The organism is Variovorax sp. LG9.2, assembly GCF_035018885.1.
Lineage (GTDB): Bacteria > Pseudomonadota > Gammaproteobacteria > Burkholderiales > Burkholderiaceae_C > Variovorax.
On sequence record NZ_JASJXB010000006.1, the window covers coordinates 197344 to 215684 of the forward strand.

Sequence of the window (18341 nt, forward strand, 5' to 3'; positions counted from 1 at the left end):
CCGAGGCCGCATTAGTTCACGCGCTGATTGATCGATACATCCAGACACTGCGACACCGCACAACGAATGCGTCGAACAACACACCGTGGCAAGCGCCACTCTCAGCGAGAACCACCATGCATATTTTTGGAACTTCATCCCTGCTGGCCTTGAGCCTGGCCGCGGCCTGCGCCGGGGGCGCACAAGCGCAAGCCGTCCCCGACAAAACGAAAGCAGCGGCCGAGTCTGCTGCATCGCAAGTTGCGCGCAAGGCACCCGTGCTGCGTGGCCTGCTGTTCGTGACGCAAGAACGTGCCGAGGTGAGCTCACCGACGGCAACTGCCGCAGCTGCACGCGCTCTGTGCCGGCCCAGCGCCGATGCGGTGCCAGCGGTCACCATGTCGACGCAATCCGCCGGAGAAGTGCAAGCGCTTCGTGCCCAGCTGGTTCAAGTTGCAACGACCGAAGCAGCTGCCGCTCGCGTGAAGAGCGCGGTGTCCACTGAACTCCTGCCAACGGATTTGCTGCGCGCCCGTGTAACTGACTTCATCGGGCGCCCGGTCGACGCCGCGCTCACGCAAGGCGTTGTAACCGAAGTGGTCAAGCTCATCAACGAGCAAGGCCGCTACCTTGCCGATGTGTTCTTCCCGGAACAAGTCACCAGCGATGGCATTCTTGTCGTCGTCGTACGGCCCGCGCTGCTAGGCAATGTGACGGCGATCGGCCAGAAACACCACGACGCCAATGACTTCTCTTGCCGCGTTCGCCTGCAAGCCGGTCAACCGGTCGACCTGAAGGTCATTGCAGACGACCTCGCACAGCTCAACAGCCAGAGCAGCTGGCACTACACCGCCGTACCGGAGTTCAAGCCCGGCACCGCAGCGGGCACCACCGATCTGGTGCTGAACACCGCAGACGACAAGCCGGTGCGCTACTTCGTCGGCGCCGACAACGGCGGCACGCGCGTCACCGGCCAGGGCCGCTACCACGCAGGCGTCAACGTCGGCAACTTTCTCGGCAAATTCGATCATGAGTTCGACTACACGCTAACGACCGCCGGCAACTACAGCGCATCCCACAACCACAGTCTGGCTTACCAGATACCGCTCGAGAACAGGCAACGCCTGACCGCGCGTCTGGACTTGTCGAAGAGCGATGTGCTGCTCGAACAAGGCGCCTTCCGCGCCAATGGCGACAACCAGATCGCGAGCCTCGAATGGCTGGTGCCGCAACTCACCGTGCCGGGCTGGCTCGACTGGGGCAAGAACATGGCGAGCGAGACATCGTTCGGCGCCGAATACAAGCGAATCGGCAACGCGTTGGCCTTCAACCAGGAGCAGGTCTCCAACGTCGCACCCAAGGTACTGCAGGGCTACGCCGCGTGGCGCGGTGCCTGGCAAGACAGCATGGGCGCGAGCCAGATCTACACGCGGCTGACGCTGTCGCCTGGTGGTGTGGTCGATCGCAATGACGATCGAACCTTCGACGCATCGCGCACCAATGCGAGCTCGAGCTACTGGCGCCTGAACGGCAACTACAACCGCAGCTTCGCATTACCGGGCGACTGGTCGATAGGCGCCACCCTCAATGGCCAACTGGCACGCAAGCCGCTTATCTCGAGCGAACGCATGACGCTCTCCGGCATGGGCGGCGTACGCGGCTACTACAACGACACGCTGACCGCCGACGCCGGCATCACCGGCTCACTGGAGCTTCAAAGCCCGCGCCAGAGCTTCACGCTCGGCAACCAAACCGCCTTCTGGTACGCGCTCGCATTCCTCGATGCCGGCCGTAGCTGGAACGCTACGCGGGAATACAACGCCGACCTGAACAAGACGGGCAGCCAGTTCAACCTGGTCTCGCATGGCGTGGGGTTCCGCGTCGAAACGTCGAAGCACTCGTTCTTGCGCTTCGACATCGCGCGCCGCCACTTCGGCATGGACAACGACCGCAAGTGGCTGTGGAACGGCTCTTTGCAGGTCGCCTTCTGAACACCCCCCAAATTTATTGAGACCAAGATCATGAACAAGCACATCCATCGCGTCATTTTCAGCAAGGCCCGCGGCCAGTTCGTCGCCGTCAGCGAAACCGCCACGTCGCACACCAAGGGCGCCAGTGGCAGCACCGAAGGCGGTGGCGGCATCGTTCGCATCGCCGCGATCGCATTGGCAGTCGGTCTTCTCTGCAGCGGTGCCATGGCGGCGCCCTTCGGCGGACAAGTCGTCAATGGCGGTGCCACCATCAACGGTGGCGGCAACCTCACCACCATCAACCAGACCACCAACCGCGCGATCATCAACTGGCAAGGTTTCGGCATCGGCAACGGCCAGACCGTTCAGATCAACCAACCGGGCGTCAACGCCGCGTTGCTCAATCGCGTGACCGGCAACCTGCCGACGCAGATCGACGGCAGCCTGCTTGCCAACGGCAAGGTATTTTTGATCAACCCGAACGGCATCGTCGTCGGCGCCAACGGGCTGGTCAACGTGAATGGCGGCTTCGTCGCCAGCACCCAGAACGTCGGCGACAGCGCCTTCATGGCGGGCGGTGCGCTCAACTTCAGTGGTGCGCAAGGCGGTGAGATCACCGTGCTCGGCCGCATCGAAAGCGCCAGCGGCCCGATCACGCTGATCGCGCCCAAGCTCACCGTGGCGGCAGGTTCGGCCCTGACGGCCGGCTCGTCCATCAACCTCGTCGCGGCAAGCGATGTGACGCTGTCGAACGGCACATTCAACGTGACGCCGCATGCTGGCGATGCAGGTGAACTGACCAGTGCCGGCGCGTTGCAGGCCGCACAAGTGCAGTTGGCCGCGGTCAACAACAACCTGGGCGCACTGGCCATCAACACCAGCGGCACGATTCGCGCCACGGGTGTGCAAAACAACGCCGACGGTTCGATTCGCATCGTGGCCATCGGCCAGGGCACGGTCGAACTGCACGACGCCGGCCTGACCGCGACCAACGCAAACGGTACGGGCGGCAAGATCGACGTGACCGGAACGTACACCGGCCTCTTCGGCAACACGACGCTCGACGCATCGGGCACCACGGCGGGCGGCAGCATCCGCGTCGGTGGCGGATTCCAGGGCAAGGAAAGCGACATCGCGAATGCGCAAGCCACCTACGTCGACCAGGGCGTCAAGCTCAACGCCGACGCGACGGCACAAGGCAACGGCGGCCGCGTCGTGGTGTGGGCCGACGGCACCACACGCTACAACGGCGACCTCAGCGCCAAGGGCGCGGGTACCGGCAACGGCGGTGACGCCGAAGTGTCGGGCAAGGGCACGCTGGCGTTCAATGGCACGGCCGACCTGCGCGGTGGCGAGGGCGCAAAGACCGGCACACTGCTTTTGGACCCGAGTGACATCACCATCAGCAATGCGGCGAACAGTACCGCCTTCGCCAACCCGTATGACCCGGCCACCAGTTCCAACCTGAATATCGGCACGCTGACGACTGCATTGCAAACCGCCAGCGTCACGGTCAAGACCAGCGGCGGCAGTGGCGGCGTGGGTGACATCACGATTGCCAATGCAATCGACTTGGCGAACTCGACAGCCAATACGACTTTGAATCTGCAGGCCGATCACGACATCAACGTGAATGCGGCAATTGCCAATTCCGGCACTGCCGCTCCCAGTGTTTTCTTCCTCGCGAACCGCGATGTGAACTTCAACGCCAACGTGTCGGCTGGAGCGGTACTCGCCGCCGCCGGCCGCGATATCAATGTCAACAGTGGCGTGCAGGCGGGACAGATCGTATTGGCCGCTGCGGCTGTCAATCCGTTGACTTCCTTTCTCTCGAACTCCATCGGCGATCTCTACGTCAGCAATTGGAAAAACGGCACGGGCGTGGTTCGGTTTGGCGGATCCGGCAACGTCAACTCAAGCGGACAGGTCGTTCTTCTCTCGGGCAAGGATCTTGGCGGTAACCGCACCAACTTGACCATGTCGACCAACGTCCCTGGCAATCCCAGCAATGTCAATATCGCCGGTTTCGACACCGTGAACCTCGACACAAACCGGGCTGGCAATGCCTTGGCAGTGGAGGCTCGCACGATCAATGTATCGGCCGCCAACCTCAGCGACACCCAAACCGTTCTGCATGCAGCTGACTATGACGCCAGCAACAACTATCTGAATGCGGACGGCTGGCAAAACCAGCAGGGCTTGATTAACCTCAATCCCAATGTGACCTTCGCAGGCCTCGGCCTACTTGACCTCGCCTCAGGTCTTGCGGGCGCGAATCGCAACGATCTGCTGGGCACTGTTCAGTTGGTGGGTGCGGGCGGTGTGCGCAGCGAACTCGATTTGAACGGCTTTCGCGACGTCACCTTGAGCCAGGCGATCGCGACCCACCAGACTGGCAATGAAAATCGCGGCATCACCGTGACCGGTCGCAATATCCAGGTCAACCAGAGTCTGTCGAGCGATGGCGCCCAGCTCAATTTGACGGCGGCGGCATACGATACCGGGGGCGTGGTCGCCAACAGTTATACCAGTAGCGGGTGGACCAGCCAGCCGGGCTTGTTGCGCTTCGACAGTCCCGCCACGACGACGCTGACAGGCGGAGGCAGTCTGTATTTGTACTCTGGCGTCGACTATGCGGGCAATCCGTTCAGCGCCAACCCAGGCGGGCCCGGCGTGGCTACCTCCGCTGGCATCGATGCACGTGTCGACCTGCCCAGCGGACTGACATTCGTCACACGCCCGGGGGACGCGACGATGCTGGGGAATGTCACTTTGGACGGCTTCCGCGATGTCACCCTGCCTTACCAGACCATTGGCGGCGTATACAACGTGAACGCTCGAAACGTCGCGGTTCCGATGGCGTTTACGGGAATCTATGCAGCATGGATTGCCATCAACGCCGGGGCATTCAGTGATCAGCCGGCCTCTCCCAACTTTCCCGGCAATCCCACATTGGTCAGCACGCAAACTGCCACCCGCGACGGCAGTGGCAATAACGAAGGAACTTTTAACCGCCCCGGCGGTGCAAACCTCGACCTCGGTGGCAGGTATATCTGGGTCAATTCGGGGGTTGGCGCTGGCGGAACTCGCGCCGACCTGAACTTGGGCGCTATTACCCCTGGCGGTGCCGCAGGCGCCGCAATGGGTGTCCACGGTTTTGGCGCTCTTACCACCGCTGCGAACTCCCCGATTTCCCGGATGGCATTCGACATCAGCTTCCCCGGCCTGGTGCAACTCAGCGCCTCGAAAATCGTGGTTCGCTCGGACATCACGTCATACAGCGTTCAATTGTCAGCGGGGGGCGTTAACAACACCACAGGTGCCGGCGATGGCAACAATGACGTCAACACGGGCACGCTCACTTTCGAAAATAATCCTGTATTGCGGGTTGGCATCAATCCACAGCTGGGCGGGGGTGCAGGCATCACTCTGGTCACGGGCGTCGACAGCGGCGCCATGAGTTCCACTGGCGCCGGCGGCGTGACCTTCGGCTACGCCGACCCCACAGCACCCACGATACCGACTTTCGGCATCAACGGCTTCAACGGCACAGAGGTGCTCATGGAGAACGGGCAATCGTTGAATGTCGTGCAAGCGGCCTCCTACTCCGCGATGGGCTACGCCCCACTCATCATCAGGCAACGGCCAAGCGCCACCAATGACGTGGTGCTGCTCAATGACGTGACGACCAACGGCAACACGATGCTCGGCCACAGCGACGGCGGCATCGATGCCGGTGGAGGAGGCATCCGAACCGGCAACCACACCATCACCTCACCCAACAGCCTCTACTTGCTCGCCGGGAAAGATAGCGCGGTCAATATGGACGCGAATGTCTTGTCCGTCGCTTCTACAGGGGCCGGAACAACGTTGGTGGTCAATGAGAGGGACAACCTGACAGTGCTCGATCGAGTTCCGTCCGGAGCCGGCAACATCGAGATCAACGCCCGCGGCGAGATCGATTTGCCAACCGACTGGACGCGCACCAACGGCGCCAGCCTCACTTTCCACGCAGACGCGCAATATGGCAAAACGCTCGCTCCAGGCGCAACGACCGCCGTTGTTGCAGACCTCAACTCGATCTACACCAACACCGGCGTGTACGGTGAAATCGGTGGAGACGGCCTAGGCGCCGTCACGCTGCGCAGCGCAGGTCCGATCCTGATCACGCCCGTGTTCCGGAGCGTGCTGGTGGTCGAAGCCAACACGGTGGCACCCGCCGGCCTGTTCGACCTGAACGGGGTTGCCATCCCTGTCGGTACGACGCTGACCCGCGGGCAGCAAGTCTCGTACGGCACGGCCGGCGCGTTGCCCAGCTTCGACTTCGATACCGTGACGGCCAGTGGCAACCCGATCCGCACCGCAACGCAAGCCTCGCTCGGCGGCTTTACCGTGCCGGCCGGTGCGGCGCTGCAGTACTACTACAGCAACGTCGACGCACTAGGCGCACCACTTCCGCTGGCGCAGCAGTACCAGCCCATTCCGGTCGGCACGTTCCTCCCTACTGCAACGCCCGTGCTGGTCAAGGAGGGCGCGCCGATTCCCACCCAACTTGCGGGCATCAATGCCGCGCCGTGGTCCGGTTCAGGGCTCCAGGACTATGTCGTCGGCGGGTACCAGACCGCCGCCGCCAGCACCGTCCCCAACTACACCTCGCTGGGTGCGGGCACGACCTCGGCGCACCAGACCATCGCGACCACCGGCACGGCAGGCGCGCTGGCGGGCGACACTCCCGTCAATGCCGCACTGGCTGCCGATTACTACGGCAACCCAGTTGCCGGCACCAACACGACGCTCAACTTGTCGGGCCAGTTCTACACGCTCAACGGGACGCAAACCGGACCGACGACCTTGAATCAGCTGGCAGCCGGCACGGGCAACAACTCGGCCAGCGGCAACGGCTGGGACATCGGCTACGGCACGGGCACGCTGTCGACCAACACCGGTGACCTGCGCATCTACTCGGGACCGGCCCACGCGACCGCAGGCCCGAGCTATGCGCAAGGCGATGCCGCCGACCTGAACATCTTCACAAACCCGGCAGCGACGACTTTCGGCAACGGCGCCCTGGTGCGCGATGGCGCAATCAAGGTCTCGACCGGCACTGGCAACCTCGTGGTGCTCGGCTACCGTGACGTCAACGTCGAACCGAACGGCACGCTAGCTTCGCAAGGCAACGTGACCATCGGAGCGTCACGCGACCTGAACATCAATGCGCCCGTGCCGGTCGACAACGCCGGCAAGCTGACGACGTTGATTGCCGGCAACATGATCACGGCCAGCCAGACCATCGGCACAGCCGGCACCGGCAACCTGATGCTCGTTGCAGGCGGCGGCGTGAACGTCAACACCAACGTCGCCGTCATTTCGGGCAGCCTGCAGGACAGCACACCGCGCACCGGCGTGCTGGCTGGCGGCCAGACGCCAACGGGCACATTCGCGGTTACCAACACCGGCGCGCTCATCGTCGGTGGTCCTCAGACCAACAACGAAGTGAACGACATCACTTTCGACGGCACTAGGGGCATCGTTTACAACGCGACCACGCCGCTAACGCGTGCCGGCATCGTGAGCAGTACGGCGGTCGGCAGCAAGGCGCCCGCCTTCGGCAACATCGCTGTGGCAACACGCTCGGGCAACCTGACGATCGATCAGCATCTCGACAGCACCACCACCGGCGGCACGATCAGCCTGACGGGTGCGCAAGACGTGGTGTTCAACGCGCTCAGCACCGACAGCACCAAGAGCACGCACGCACAGACCACCGGCACCGTGAACGTCACGGCCGTGGGCGGCAGCATCGTCAACGCGAGCGGTCTTGGCGGCGCGGGTCAGGAACAGGTGATCGGCAACGTGGCCAATCTGCAAGCAGGCACTGCAATCGGTGGCGGCATCATCGACAACACGGCGACCGGTTTCAACAACGTCAACGACCTGAACCTGAACGTGCTGACGCTTACGGCCAAGGCCAGCGCCGGCGACGCCGTGCTCTGGAACCGCGGCGCGGTGGATATGGCCGGCGCGAGCGGTGCATCGGGCTACTTCGGCATCAACGCCGGTGGCCTGATCCAGCAGAACGCAGCGGCGACCCTGACGGCCGCCAATGCCGAGTTCGACACCATGCGCGACACCACCATCGGTGTCGTCGATCTGCGCAATCGGACTGCGCTGAATATTGCAGGCACCAACCTATCCGGTGGCAACTACACCGCCACCAGCGAAAGCGCCGGCGTCGCGATGACGGCGGGCTCGACCCTCAACGCGAACGGCAACGTCACGCTGAACGGTGCGCCGATTGACACGTCGCTCGGTATCGTTCATGCGGCCGGTCTGGTCACGCTCAATGGCTCGGTCATCGGCACCCTGCCCGGCAATTCGTCGGCACTCGCGATCGTCGGCACCACGGCCACCGTGACCGCTTACGGCAGCGGCAAGGACTTCGATCTGCACTCGGTGCTGAGCCCTGCAGTGCTGGCACAGCTGACCACACTGGGCGTGACGGATGTCGTCGTGAACCTGGGCAACAAGTCGACCGGCTACTCGGTGGCGCAACTGACCGGCAACGCGATCCTGGTGAACAACACCGGCAATGTGGTGGCAGGAGGATGGACGGTTCGCACCGGCCCGGCGGCCATCACGACGCCTGCGACGGGTGTGCAGCAGTACAACCTGACGGACACCGGTGGCGCAGTGAACCTGGGCGCGATGAACGCCACGGTCAACGCAGCGTTGGGCACAGGTTATGCGACTGGCTCGCAAGCCAGCCCGATCGTCGCTGTGGTCAGCACGCTCAACACGGCATCCGGCTTCGACACGACCAAGGGCTCGAACGTGACGCTGTTGAACACCACGAGCAGCGGTGTCTACTCGGTGAAAGATGCCAACGACGTGACCATCGACAGCACGGCGAGCATCAACGCTGGCTACATTCGCGGCAACAACGATGTGGCGCTGATTGCAGGCAGCACGAACAATGGAAACCTGACGACTTCGGGCGCGTTGTATGCGGGCAGCGACCTGATCGGCGTGGCCGGCAACAGCGTCGTGCTCAATGGCGGCACCAGCATCACGGCAGCCAATGGCAACGTGACGCTCGTCGCGGACGAAACGGCTGGCAGGGCTGCAGGCACTGGTCAGTTCATCAACAACGTGCCGGGCCTGAACATCCATGCGAATAGCGGCAACGTGGCGATCTATGCAGTCGCAGGCGGCGCAGTGCCGGCAGGCTACACGCAGGTGCCGACCCAGGTCGCCTTCAATGGCCTGCAGGCCAACGGCGTGACGCTGTCCGAAGCGCAACCCTTCGAGCAATGGAACCAGAGCTATCAGGCGGACACCGGTGGTAGGAGCTACGTGCCGGGCACCGGCATCGGCAGCGCACCCCACGTCCGTTACAAGCAGGTGCTCGCCGTCGCGCCGCCGGCACCTCCTGCAACGCCTGGCGCGGCCTTCGAGTTTCCCCCGACATCGCTGCGTATTCCGCGGCCACTGCCTGCTGCGCCAAGCATCTTGCCGACGCTGCAAGCGGCCATGTGGGTGCAGACGCCTGAAGATGGCGGGTGTGCCTGGGCCGACCAGTACGGCAGGCGCTACATGCCAGGCGAATACGGACCAGAGTCCTACTTCGCCGTACCGACCTACCTGGCCAGCTCGCTCAACGGTCGCGAGATTGAAGGCGGATCGGCAGGTCCATGCAACGTCGTCGCCAAGCCCTACTTCCCCGTAGTGGCCAACCCGGAAATTACGCTGGAAGTCGTCGTGGCACGACCTGGTCCCGGCGCTATCGAAACGCATCGCGTGTCGATCGGTGCCGACGGCCTGTTCCGGTTCGATCGCTCGGACATGAAGGATTTGCTGCCTGAAGGTAAAGCCAAGATCGAACGGCTCGCGAATGAAATTCGCAGCGGTTTCGTCAGCATCGTCGGCATTAAAGTGATCGGTCATGCCGACCGTTTGGGCACCGCGGCGTACAACCTGCCGCTGTCGAAGAAGCGCGCAGACACCGTGCGCGCCTTGCTGATTCAAAACGGGCTGGATGGCAAGCTCATCACGACCGAAGGCCGAGGCGAGGCGGAGCCGGTGATGGTTTGCACCGGCTCCGAAGCAACGGCTGCGCTGACCAAGTGCCTGCAACCGAACCGTCGAGTGACCGTCGACCTGACCGCGCAAGCAGGTCGATAAGCGAGCGGGAGAAAGCAATGCGCTATGCGATCTACGGCGGACCGAACGGGCTGAATCGGCTGATCGCGCGCTCGCTCACGCGCATACCGGGGTGTGAGCCCCAGGTATTCGCAAGCGGGTTGTTGCTGCAGCAAGCACTGGCCGCCGGGCCGAAGATCGACTCGGTGCTGTTGACAGGCCCGGGCACCGATCTCGAAGTGCCCACGCTGGTTCAATGGCTGCAGACGCGACCAGCCGACCGCGTGCCACGGCTGGTCGCGTGGCAGCATGAGAATGCTGCGATCGACGAACAAGCAGCCGACGTTCAACTGAACAACGTCACGCTTTCCGAGTGGGCGCCGGCGGCACGCGAGAAGAAGGTCGGCAGGGCCCCCGTGCAGACCGAGCGCACACCGGCTGCAATATCGAGCACATCGGGCGAAGCGCCGCAACGGGTTTTCGGGCGCTATGTTTTTCGTGAAACGTCCGGCGGAATGCTGCTGGATTGTCAGTTCATTCCTCTACCCGGAAAGCTTTACAAGTTGGCGTGGTTCCTGTTCCAACACATGAACCAGGTAGTCAGCAGAGAAGACCTCTATCGGCAGATCTGGGGCGACGGCAGCAGCACGGCTTCGCGCTCGCTGGACACTCACATTGCCCGCCTCCGCACGAAACTGCAGCTCGGGCCTGGCAACCCCTACGTGCTGTCAGCGATGTATGGTCAAGGCTACGCCTTGAAAGAAGAAAAACCGGACTGAGCGAGACTGTCCGAAGATAAGGTTGACGTTGCCGGTCAGGCGATGTCGACCTTTTTTTTCTTCTGATCTTGCCCATCTCGATGGTCTTCCTCCTCGTCGTCGACGTCGACGGCAATGTCCGCGGTATCGGCAATCGGCAGGCCGAACCAGAACGTGCTGCCGAGGCCCGGTGCACTGTCGACCTCCAACCAGCCGCGATGCTGCCGTATCACCGCCTGCACGATCAGCAAGCCGATGCCCCTGCGCCGCACCATCCCCGGCGCAGCGGGAAGCACGCCCGCACTGGGCGAGGCGAGCGCTTCGTTCGCAAAAAGCGATCGACGTTGGCTTTCGTCCATCCCGTCGCCCTCGTCCACCACGGTACACACAGCCTCGCGCTTGTCGGCGTCGAACTCCAGGCACATCGTGACCGACTGGCCCTGCCGGCTGTGCCGGATCGCGTTGCCGAGCAGGTTGACCACGGCACGCGTCAGCAGGCTCCCGTCTGCCAGCACGAAGCATTGCCCTTCCCGAAACCGCTCCGTCAGCATGACGCCGCGCAGTTGCGCCTGCGCATAGACCTGATCCATCGCGTCGAGCAACAGGTTGCCCAATTCGACAGGGGAATACCGGTAGCGGCCCGACTGTGCGGTGGTGAGGTCGATGAGGTCGTCGGCCAGTCGAATCGTGCGCTCGGCTTCGGCGCGGATTCGGCTGCGCAGCGCGGGTGCGCTCGGGTCTATATCAACGTCGATGGCACAACGCGCTTCTTCCAGCGTGAGCATGCTGAGGATGGTGGTCTGCGGGCTGCGCAAATCGTGCGACAGAAAGCCGAGCCACTGGTCATGCTGTTCGCGACGGCGATACTCTTCGGTCAACTCGTGCAGCACCGCCAACCAGCCCTCTGCGCCGCTCGGCTGCGCGATGTCGACCGTCACGATGTCGAGCCGGAACACCCTGCCAGCAGGCGTCATCATCACGGCACCGCTGAGCGTCTCCGTCGGCTGCGTCATGTCCGGGCGTGTCATCCAGCCGCCGCCCAGCGGCACTGAATGCCCGGCGATGACAGACAGCAGCTTTCGTCCCACGAGCGCGGCGTCGGAGCCCAACGCATTGGTGCCCAGACCCAACAGCGACCTCGCAGCATGGTTGGCAAGGACGATGTCGCCATCGACGCGGCACACGAGCACGGCGACGTCCAGACGGGCGACGGTGTTTCGCAGCAGCCCTTCGAGCGTACGCAAGCGCACCATGATGTTGTCCAGCGCCTCGGCGCTCCGCAGCAACGCGGTCGGCGCGTCAGCGCTGCGGATATCGCCTGCTGCAATCAATTCAAGCGACAGCGCCGATGCGCGATCGACCTGCCGGAGCCGCTGCTCGAAGTAGCGCCAGAGCCCCGCCGATTCACGCCATGTCCATAGCAGGTAGGCGGCGAACAAAGCCAGCAGCGGCGCCACCGGCGGAAGCCACAGACGGCCTGCGGCGAACGCACTCACACACAAGATGACGACGGCACCGGCACTGCCCAGCAGCAGCAACGTGCTGTGCCGCGATCGCCCGAGCCACGCAAGAAGCGCCCAGCAGGGCAACGAAATCCAAGCCCATCGCCACGGTGCCGGCGCATCGTCGAGCAACAACGGACTTGCGCCCTGTCTGAGCGTGTCGAAAGCATTGGCGTGGATTTCCACGCCGGGCATTGCACCGGCAGCACCTGCGTTCGGCACAGGCATCTGGTCGCCTAACCCTGCGGCCGACGCGCCCACGAACACCGTCTTGCCGCGCCAGAAGTCTTGAGGGACTTTGCCGTTGACCACGTCGATGTACGAGAGGGTCCGATAACTGCCGGCAGCACCGGCAAATGAGAGCACCAAGGGGCCACGCAACTGCCAGCCGCTGCTCTTGCTTTTGGGGTCCAGCGCCGACAGCGATGTACCGTCGGCTTTGGGCACCCCCGGCAACAAGCCTACGAGATAAGGCTGCACTCCCGCAGCGGGTCCCTCCTGCAGAAAGAGCCGCCTGACCAAGCCGTCGGTGTCGGCACCGACGTCGACGTGACCCAGACCCGCGGATGCTTCCGCGAGCGCGGCAATCGGCCTTGCGAACATTGGGCTTGCTGATGGGGCGGCGCCCCCGTTTGCGTCGTAGCCCAAGCTGAAGAGCAGGGGCAGGTACACCGGCACTTTGTGCATGGCGCCGACCAGCGCGACATCGTCGGCCGGGTCGGCGGATGGCTCTGTCATAAAGACATCCATCAGTACGGCCTGCGGGTTACCGGCGGCAATCTTTTCCAGAAACGACGCATGTACAGCGCGCGACCAAGGCCAGCGGCCCAGCGTGGCCAGGCTCGCATCATCGATGGCGACGATGACGACATCACCACCGGGTGTAATTGGTCGCGCCTTGAGTGCCTGGTCGTAGACGATGGCGTCGACTGTCGCAAAGTTACCGTGATGAATCGCCAGATAGGCCAGTAAAGGCGCCAGCAGCGCGATGACGACCATCTCCGCAACCGATTTGACGCGCCCTCCCCAGGCAATCCTGGGGAGTTTTGGTCAAAGCTTCATCGAGGAATTTTGCAGCATGGCCGCCAGGCAAAGCTCACGCTATAATTGCGGGCTAACTTTCGGCCTCCCCTCAACGGCCACAAAGATTTTCGAGTTGAGGAACCCGGCCCGGGGCCTGATCTTCCCTGAGCCAAATTCAACAAACCTTTTAAATGACCACTATCCGCGTTAAAGAAAACGAGCCCTTCGACGTCGCACTGCGCCGCTTCAAGCGCACCATCGAAAAGCTCGGCCTGCTGACCGACCTGCGTGCCCGCGAGTTCTACGAAAAGCCGACCGCAGAGCGCAAGCGCAAGAAGGCTGCAGCCGTCAAGCGCCACTACAAGCGCGTTCGCAGCATGCAGCTTCCCAAGAAGCTGTTCTAAGCACTGCATTCGCTGGCCGCTCGCCGGCGAAACCAAGCCGCGCCAGGGAAACCTGCCGCGGCTTTTGTCTTTTCCGACGGCCTTTTCGAGGCCTTTAAACACCTTTCAACGACCTTCGCCAGGAGATGACCATGAGCCTTAAAGAACAAATCACCGAAGACATGAAGACCGCCATGCGCGCAAAGGACGCCGAGCGCCTGGGCACCATCCGCCTGCTGCTCGCCGCTTTGAAGCAAAAAGAAGTCGACGAGCGCATCGAACTCGACGACGTCATGGTGATTGCCATCGTCGACAAGCTGGTCAAGCAGCGCAAGGATTCGGTCACCGCTTTCACTGAAGGTGGGCGGCAGGATCTGGCCGACAAGGAAGCCTCCGAGATCAAGGTGCTCGAGGCCTACTTGCCGAAGCGAATGAGCGCCGAAGAAGTCGCGGTCGAGGTCAAGGCCATCGTCGTCGAACTCGGTGCCTCGGGGCCCGGCGACATGGGCAAGGTGATGGGCACCGTCAAGACGCGGCTCGCCGGCAAGGCCGACATGGGTCAGGTGTCCGCTGCGGTCAAGGCCGCCCTTTCCGGCGCAGCATGACGGTCATCCACAAGGCCTGCGCATGCCTTGTGGATGCGCAAAACCGCTTGCTGGTCTTTTTGCATCCGGGCGATGGCGGTATGCAGTTGCCCAAGGGCACGGTGGAACCGGGAGAGTCGCCTCAAGACGCAGTGCGTAGAGAACTGCTCGAAGAATCGGGCATCGCTTATTCCGGTGCGCTGCAAGAGCTTGGCACGATGGATCGGCACTGCAATGTCGGCATCGAGGGCAACACGCACGAACACCAGCAACTCTGGCATCTTTATCTGATGCGACAGATCGAACCGCTGCCGGAGTGCTTCGACCATATCGCCGTCGGCAGCCCAGAAGAAGAAGGCCTTGTCTTCTGCTTCCAGTGGCTGGCGAAGGACGCACCGATCGACGGCTTTACGCCGCCGTTTACGTCGCCATACGTCCGCGTGATCGAACGGGTGCGCGAAGCGCTTGCCAGTTAGCTCCCCGCCACCTTCATCTTGTTGACAAGGATCGAGCCAGTAGTCTTGGCGCCGTAGTTATAGGCATCGGCACCCACCGCCTGAATGCCCATCAACATATCTTTCAGGTTGCCGGCGATCGTGATCTCTTCCACCGGGAAAGCGATCTTGCCCTTCTCGACCCAGAAGCCGCTGGCACCGCGCGAGTAGTCGCCCGTCACGTAGTTAACTCCTTGGCCCATCAGTTCGATAACGAAGAGCCCGGTGCCGAGCTTGCGCAGCATCTCGTCGAGGTCGTCGCCCGGCTTGGTCAAGCGCGAAGTCAATGTCAGGTTGTGCGAGCCGCCCGCGTTGCCGGTGGTCTTCATGCCCAGTTTGCGAGCCGAGTAGGTCGACAAGAAGTAGCCTTCGAGCCGGCCCGCATCGACCACCTTCCGCGCTCTGGTCGTCACGCCTTCGTCGTCGAACGGCGAGCTTCCCTTGCCACGCTTCAAGTGAGGGTCTTCGACCAGGTCCATGTGCTTCGGCAGCACCGGCTTGCCGAGCGAATCGAGCAAAAAGGTGCTCTTGCGATACAACGCGCCGCCACTGGTGGCCTGCACCAGCCCGCCGAGCAGGCCCGCGGCCAATGGCGACTCGAACAGCACAGCGCATTGCGTCGTCTTGATCTTGCGCGACTTGAGGCGGCTCAGCGCACGTTCGGCGGCATAGCGGCCAACCAATTGAGGGCTCGCGAGTTCGTCGGCGGAACGCATCGAGCTGTACCACGCATCGCGCTGCATGTCGTTGCCCTTGCCCGCGATCGGCGCCACCGAAATCGAGTGCCGCGAGCTGGCGTAACCACCTCTGAAGCCATGCGTATGCGCGCTGAAAAAATGACTCTGCTGGGCCGAAACGCCAGCGCCTTCACTGTTGGTGATGCGCTTGTCGGTCGAGAGCGCGGCTTCTTCGCATTCGAGCGCCAGCTTGGCCGCCTCTTCGCTGGTGACAGCCCACGGGAAGAACAGGTCGAGTTCCGGCTGCTCCTTGACGATGTCGTCTTCGTCCGGCAGTCCGCTCACCGGGTCTTCGGCAGTAAAGCTGGCGATGTCGTAAGCCGCCTGCACCGTCCGCGCGATAGCCGCTTCGGAGAAGTCGGACGTGCTCGCATTGCCGCGCCGGTGCCCGACGTAGACCGTGATGCCGAGCGACTTGTCGCGGTTGCGCTCGACGTTTTCGAGCTCGCCCTTGCGCACCGAGACGCTCAGGCCGCAGCCTTCGGACGCCTCGGCACCGGCGTCGGTCGCGCCGAGCTTTTTGGCATGCGCCAAAGCCGTGTCGACCAAGTTTTCAAAGAAAGGGCGGGTGTAGGCGAAGCCGGAGTCGGGGCGCGAGGCCGGTTGCAAGCGGGATGTCTTCATGTGTTGGCTATGATACTTCTGCCCCCTGTTTCCGATGGTGCGGTCAAAGATTTAACCCATGTCCCGCAAACCCAAAAAAGGCTACTACGTCCGTGGCGAGTTCGTTGCTGAAGGCAGCGAGCTCGATCTGGAGCTCAAACGTGAGCTCAAAGGCACCGACGAAGCGAGCCGAACCGACCTCAAGCGTGAAAGCACCGAGCTGCAAAAGCTCGGCGAAGATTTGCTCACGCTGCGCGCCAGCCTGTTCGAAGCATTGCCCCTTGGCGAAAAGCTGTCGGACGCCGTGCTGGAAGCCAAGCGCATCACCAACTTCGAGGGCAAACGCCGGCAGATGCAGTTCATCGGCAAGCTGATGCGCAAGCTCGACGAGCCCACGCTCGACGCCGTGCGCTACGCGCTGGCAGAGCAGAACAGCACGCCTGCCGCCGAGACCGCCGCGCTGCACGAAGCCGAGCGTTGGCGTGATCGCCTGATCGCCGACGACGACGCGCTCGGCGGCTGGATCGAGACGCACGCCGGCACCGATGCGCAGCAACTGCGCGCGCTCGTGAGGCAAGCCCGCAAGGACATGAAGGTCGGCCCCGCAGGCGAGGCGCCGCGCCAGAGCAAGGCCTATCGCGATGTGTTCCAGCTGGTGCGCCAGCAATTGGCGGTGCATGGCAGTGGCGACCATGCTGCTGCGGCTGCCGCACAGGAGCTCGAGGACGACGCATGAGCGCAGCGCTGCCGCCGACGCCCGAACCGGTGCGCATCGGCATCGTCTCCGTGAGCGATCGCGCATCGAGCGGCGTTTACGAAGACAAAGGCTTGCCGGCACTCGAGGAGTGGCTGACGCGTGCGCTCAAAAACCCGATCGCCTTCGAGCCGCGCCTGATTCCCGATGAAGCCGAGCGGATCAGCGCCACGCTGATCGAGCTCGTCGACGCCGGCTGCACGCTGGTGCTGACCACCGGTGGCACCGGCCCTGCCCTGCGCGACGTCACGCCTGATGCGACGCTTGCCGTGGCGCACAAGGAAATGCCAGGCTTCGGCGAGCAGATGCGGCAGATCAGCCTGCGCTTCGTGCCCACTGCCATCCTGTCGCGGCAAGTCGCCGTGATTCGCGACAAGAGCCTGATCCTGAATTTGCCCGGCCAGCCCAAAGCCATCGCCGAGACGCTCGAAGGCTTGAAAAACGCCGATGGTTCGCAGGCCGTTCCCGGCATCTTCGCGGCGGTGCCCTATTGCATCGACCTCATCGGCGGTCCGTATCTGGAAACCGACGACTCGGTGTGCAAGGCGTTCCGACCCAAAACGGCCATTCGGACACGCGCCTGATCAGCGCTTGGGCTTGGGTTCGACCATCGCCTTCGCGATGCCGCGCAGGATGTGAATCTCTTCGGGCGTCGGCTGCGCCCGATTGAAAAGCTGCTGCAACCGCGGCATCAGCTTCTTCGGCGCTGCAGGATCGAGAAATCCGATGTCGACCAGCGAACGTTCCCAGTGGTCCAGCATGCCGGCGACGGCCTGTGCATCTGCCGCCGGCGATGACGACACGGCGTCTTTCACTTCGTAGCCACCCAGCGCCAATCGCCACTCGTACGCAATCACCTGGATCGCAGCGCCGAGGTTGAGCGAACCGAAGTTCGGGTCGGTCGGAATGCTGAGCGCAACGTTGCAGCGATACACGTCTTCGTTGCGCATACCGAAGCGTTCGGAACCGAACAAGAAGGCCACGCAACCGTCGACTGCAGATGTATCGAGCACCCCGAGATGCTCGCGCGGCGTGCGCGTCGGCGGTCCGAAATCACGCGGCACCATCGCAGTCGCACACAAATGCGTCACGCCGTCTAGCGCCTCGTCGAGCGTTTCCACGATGCGCGCGTTGTCCAGCACGTCGAGCGCGCCGCTGGCGCGTTGAATCGTCTCCTCGCGCCGCAGCACGTTGGGCCAGCGTGGAGCGACAAGCACGAGGTCAGTGAAGCCCATGGTCTTCATGGCGCGAGCGGCAGCGCCCACATTGCCGGCATGGCTGGTCTGTATCAGGATGAAGCGGGTGCGCATGGGAGGACGAAAAACGAGGGGTAACGGGCCGACCGCGGCCGGGTAAAATGCCCTGATTCTCGCTGCCCGCATCGCCGGGCTGCATCCTGCGGAGCCGCATCGCGC

General features: G+C 63.2%; 11 protein-coding genes. 8 read left to right on the top strand and 3 right to left on the bottom strand.

Annotation, left to right across the window (positions count from 1 at the left end):
• Positions 1 to 116 precede the first annotated feature (116 nt).
• The 3 genes from QN413_RS08785 to QN413_RS08795 are packed head-to-tail and all read left to right on the top strand — an operon-like array spanning position 117 to position 10867.
• Complete coding sequence (locus tag QN413_RS08785) at positions 117 to 1970, top strand: ShlB/FhaC/HecB family hemolysin secretion/activation protein (RefSeq protein WP_323496229.1); 1854 nt, start codon at positions 117 to 119, stop codon at positions 1968 to 1970.
• A gap of 30 nt (positions 1971 to 2000) precedes the next feature.
• On the top strand, positions 2001 to 10130 hold the full coding sequence (locus tag QN413_RS08790; protein ID WP_323496230.1) for a filamentous hemagglutinin N-terminal domain-containing protein: 8130 nt from the start codon (positions 2001 to 2003) through the stop codon (positions 10128 to 10130).
• A 17-nt stretch (positions 10131 to 10147) separates the two neighbouring features.
• On the top strand, positions 10148 to 10867 hold the full coding sequence (locus tag QN413_RS08795) for a helix-turn-helix domain-containing protein (protein ID WP_323496231.1): 720 nt from the start codon (positions 10148 to 10150) through the stop codon (positions 10865 to 10867).
• Positions 10868 to 10902: 35 nt separating this feature from the next.
• Here the strand turns inward: QN413_RS08795 and QN413_RS08800 are convergent, their stop codons facing one another.
• Complete coding sequence (locus QN413_RS08800) at positions 10903 to 13347, bottom strand: CHASE2 domain-containing protein (RefSeq protein WP_323496232.1); 2445 nt, start codon at positions 13345 to 13347, stop codon at positions 10903 to 10905.
• Between the two features lie 215 nt (positions 13348 to 13562).
• On the opposite strand from QN413_RS08800, the gene rpsU reads away from it, so the two are divergent.
• From rpsU to QN413_RS08815, 3 genes are all read left to right on the top strand, one after another.
• On the top strand, positions 13563 to 13775 hold the full coding sequence (rpsU, locus tag QN413_RS08805) for a 30S ribosomal protein S21 (protein ID WP_068628364.1): 213 nt from the start codon (positions 13563 to 13565) through the stop codon (positions 13773 to 13775).
• Positions 13776 to 13906: 131 nt separating this feature from the next.
• Positions 13907 to 14359: a GatB/YqeY domain-containing protein gene (locus tag QN413_RS08810; RefSeq protein WP_323496233.1), complete on the top strand. Its 453-nt coding sequence runs from the start codon at positions 13907 to 13909 to the stop codon at positions 14357 to 14359.
• Positions 14356 to 14814: an NUDIX domain-containing protein gene (locus QN413_RS08815; protein ID WP_323496234.1), complete on the top strand. Its 459-nt coding sequence runs from the start codon at positions 14356 to 14358 to the stop codon at positions 14812 to 14814. Before QN413_RS08810 ends, QN413_RS08815 begins: the two co-directional genes overlap by 4 nt.
• Here the strand turns inward: QN413_RS08815 and pmbA are convergent.
• A complete protein-coding gene (gene pmbA / locus QN413_RS08820) occupies positions 14811 to 16193 on the bottom strand; it encodes a metalloprotease PmbA (protein ID WP_323496235.1) in 1383 nt (460 codons plus the stop codon). The genes QN413_RS08815 and pmbA overlap by 4 nt on opposite strands.
• A gap of 58 nt (positions 16194 to 16251) precedes the next feature.
• On the opposite strand from pmbA, the gene yjgA reads away from it, so the two are divergent.
• Together yjgA and mog are read left to right on the top strand one after the other, a co-directional pair.
• Positions 16252 to 16908, top strand: coding sequence for a ribosome biogenesis factor YjgA (gene yjgA / locus QN413_RS08825; RefSeq protein ID WP_323496236.1), 657 nt, complete (start codon positions 16252 to 16254; stop codon positions 16906 to 16908).
• Positions 16905 to 17510, top strand: coding sequence for a molybdopterin adenylyltransferase (mog, locus tag QN413_RS08830; RefSeq protein WP_323496237.1), 606 nt, complete (start codon positions 16905 to 16907; stop codon positions 17508 to 17510). Before yjgA ends, mog begins: the two co-directional genes overlap by 4 nt.
• On the opposite strand, the gene QN413_RS08835 is transcribed toward mog, so the two are convergent.
• On the bottom strand, positions 17511 to 18236 hold the full coding sequence (locus QN413_RS08835) for an RNA methyltransferase (protein ID WP_323496238.1): 726 nt from the start codon (positions 18234 to 18236) through the stop codon (positions 17511 to 17513).
• Between the last annotated feature and the right edge of the window lie 105 nt (positions 18237 to 18341).

Bases quoted from the DNA above. Each gene is read 5' to 3' on its own strand.
- pmbA (WP_323496235.1), bottom strand. From the start codon at position 16,193: ATGAAGACATCCCGCTTGCAACCGGCCTCGCGCCCCGACTCCGGCTTC.
- QN413_RS08810 (WP_323496233.1), top strand. From the start codon at position 13,907: ATGAGCCTTAAAGAACAAATCACCGAAGACATGAAGACCGCCATGCGC.
- QN413_RS08835 (WP_323496238.1), bottom strand. From the start codon at position 18,236: ATGCGCACCCGCTTCATCCTGATACAGACCAGCCATGCCGGCAATGTG.
- QN413_RS08815 (WP_323496234.1), top strand. From the start codon at position 14,356: ATGACGGTCATCCACAAGGCCTGCGCATGCCTTGTGGATGCGCAAAAC.
- QN413_RS08795 (WP_323496231.1), top strand. From the start codon at position 10,148: ATGCGCTATGCGATCTACGGCGGACCGAACGGGCTGAATCGGCTGATC.
- mog (WP_323496237.1), top strand. From the start codon at position 16,905: ATGAGCGCAGCGCTGCCGCCGACGCCCGAACCGGTGCGCATCGGCATC.
- rpsU (WP_068628364.1), top strand. From the start codon at position 13,563: ATGACCACTATCCGCGTTAAAGAAAACGAGCCCTTCGACGTCGCACTG.
- QN413_RS08790 (WP_323496230.1), top strand. From the start codon at position 2,001: ATGAACAAGCACATCCATCGCGTCATTTTCAGCAAGGCCCGCGGCCAG.
- yjgA (WP_323496236.1), top strand. From the start codon at position 16,252: ATGTCCCGCAAACCCAAAAAAGGCTACTACGTCCGTGGCGAGTTCGTT.
- QN413_RS08800 (WP_323496232.1), bottom strand. From the start codon at position 13,347: ATGGTCGTCATCGCGCTGCTGGCGCCTTTACTGGCCTATCTGGCGATT.
- QN413_RS08785 (WP_323496229.1), top strand. From the start codon at position 117: ATGCATATTTTTGGAACTTCATCCCTGCTGGCCTTGAGCCTGGCCGCG.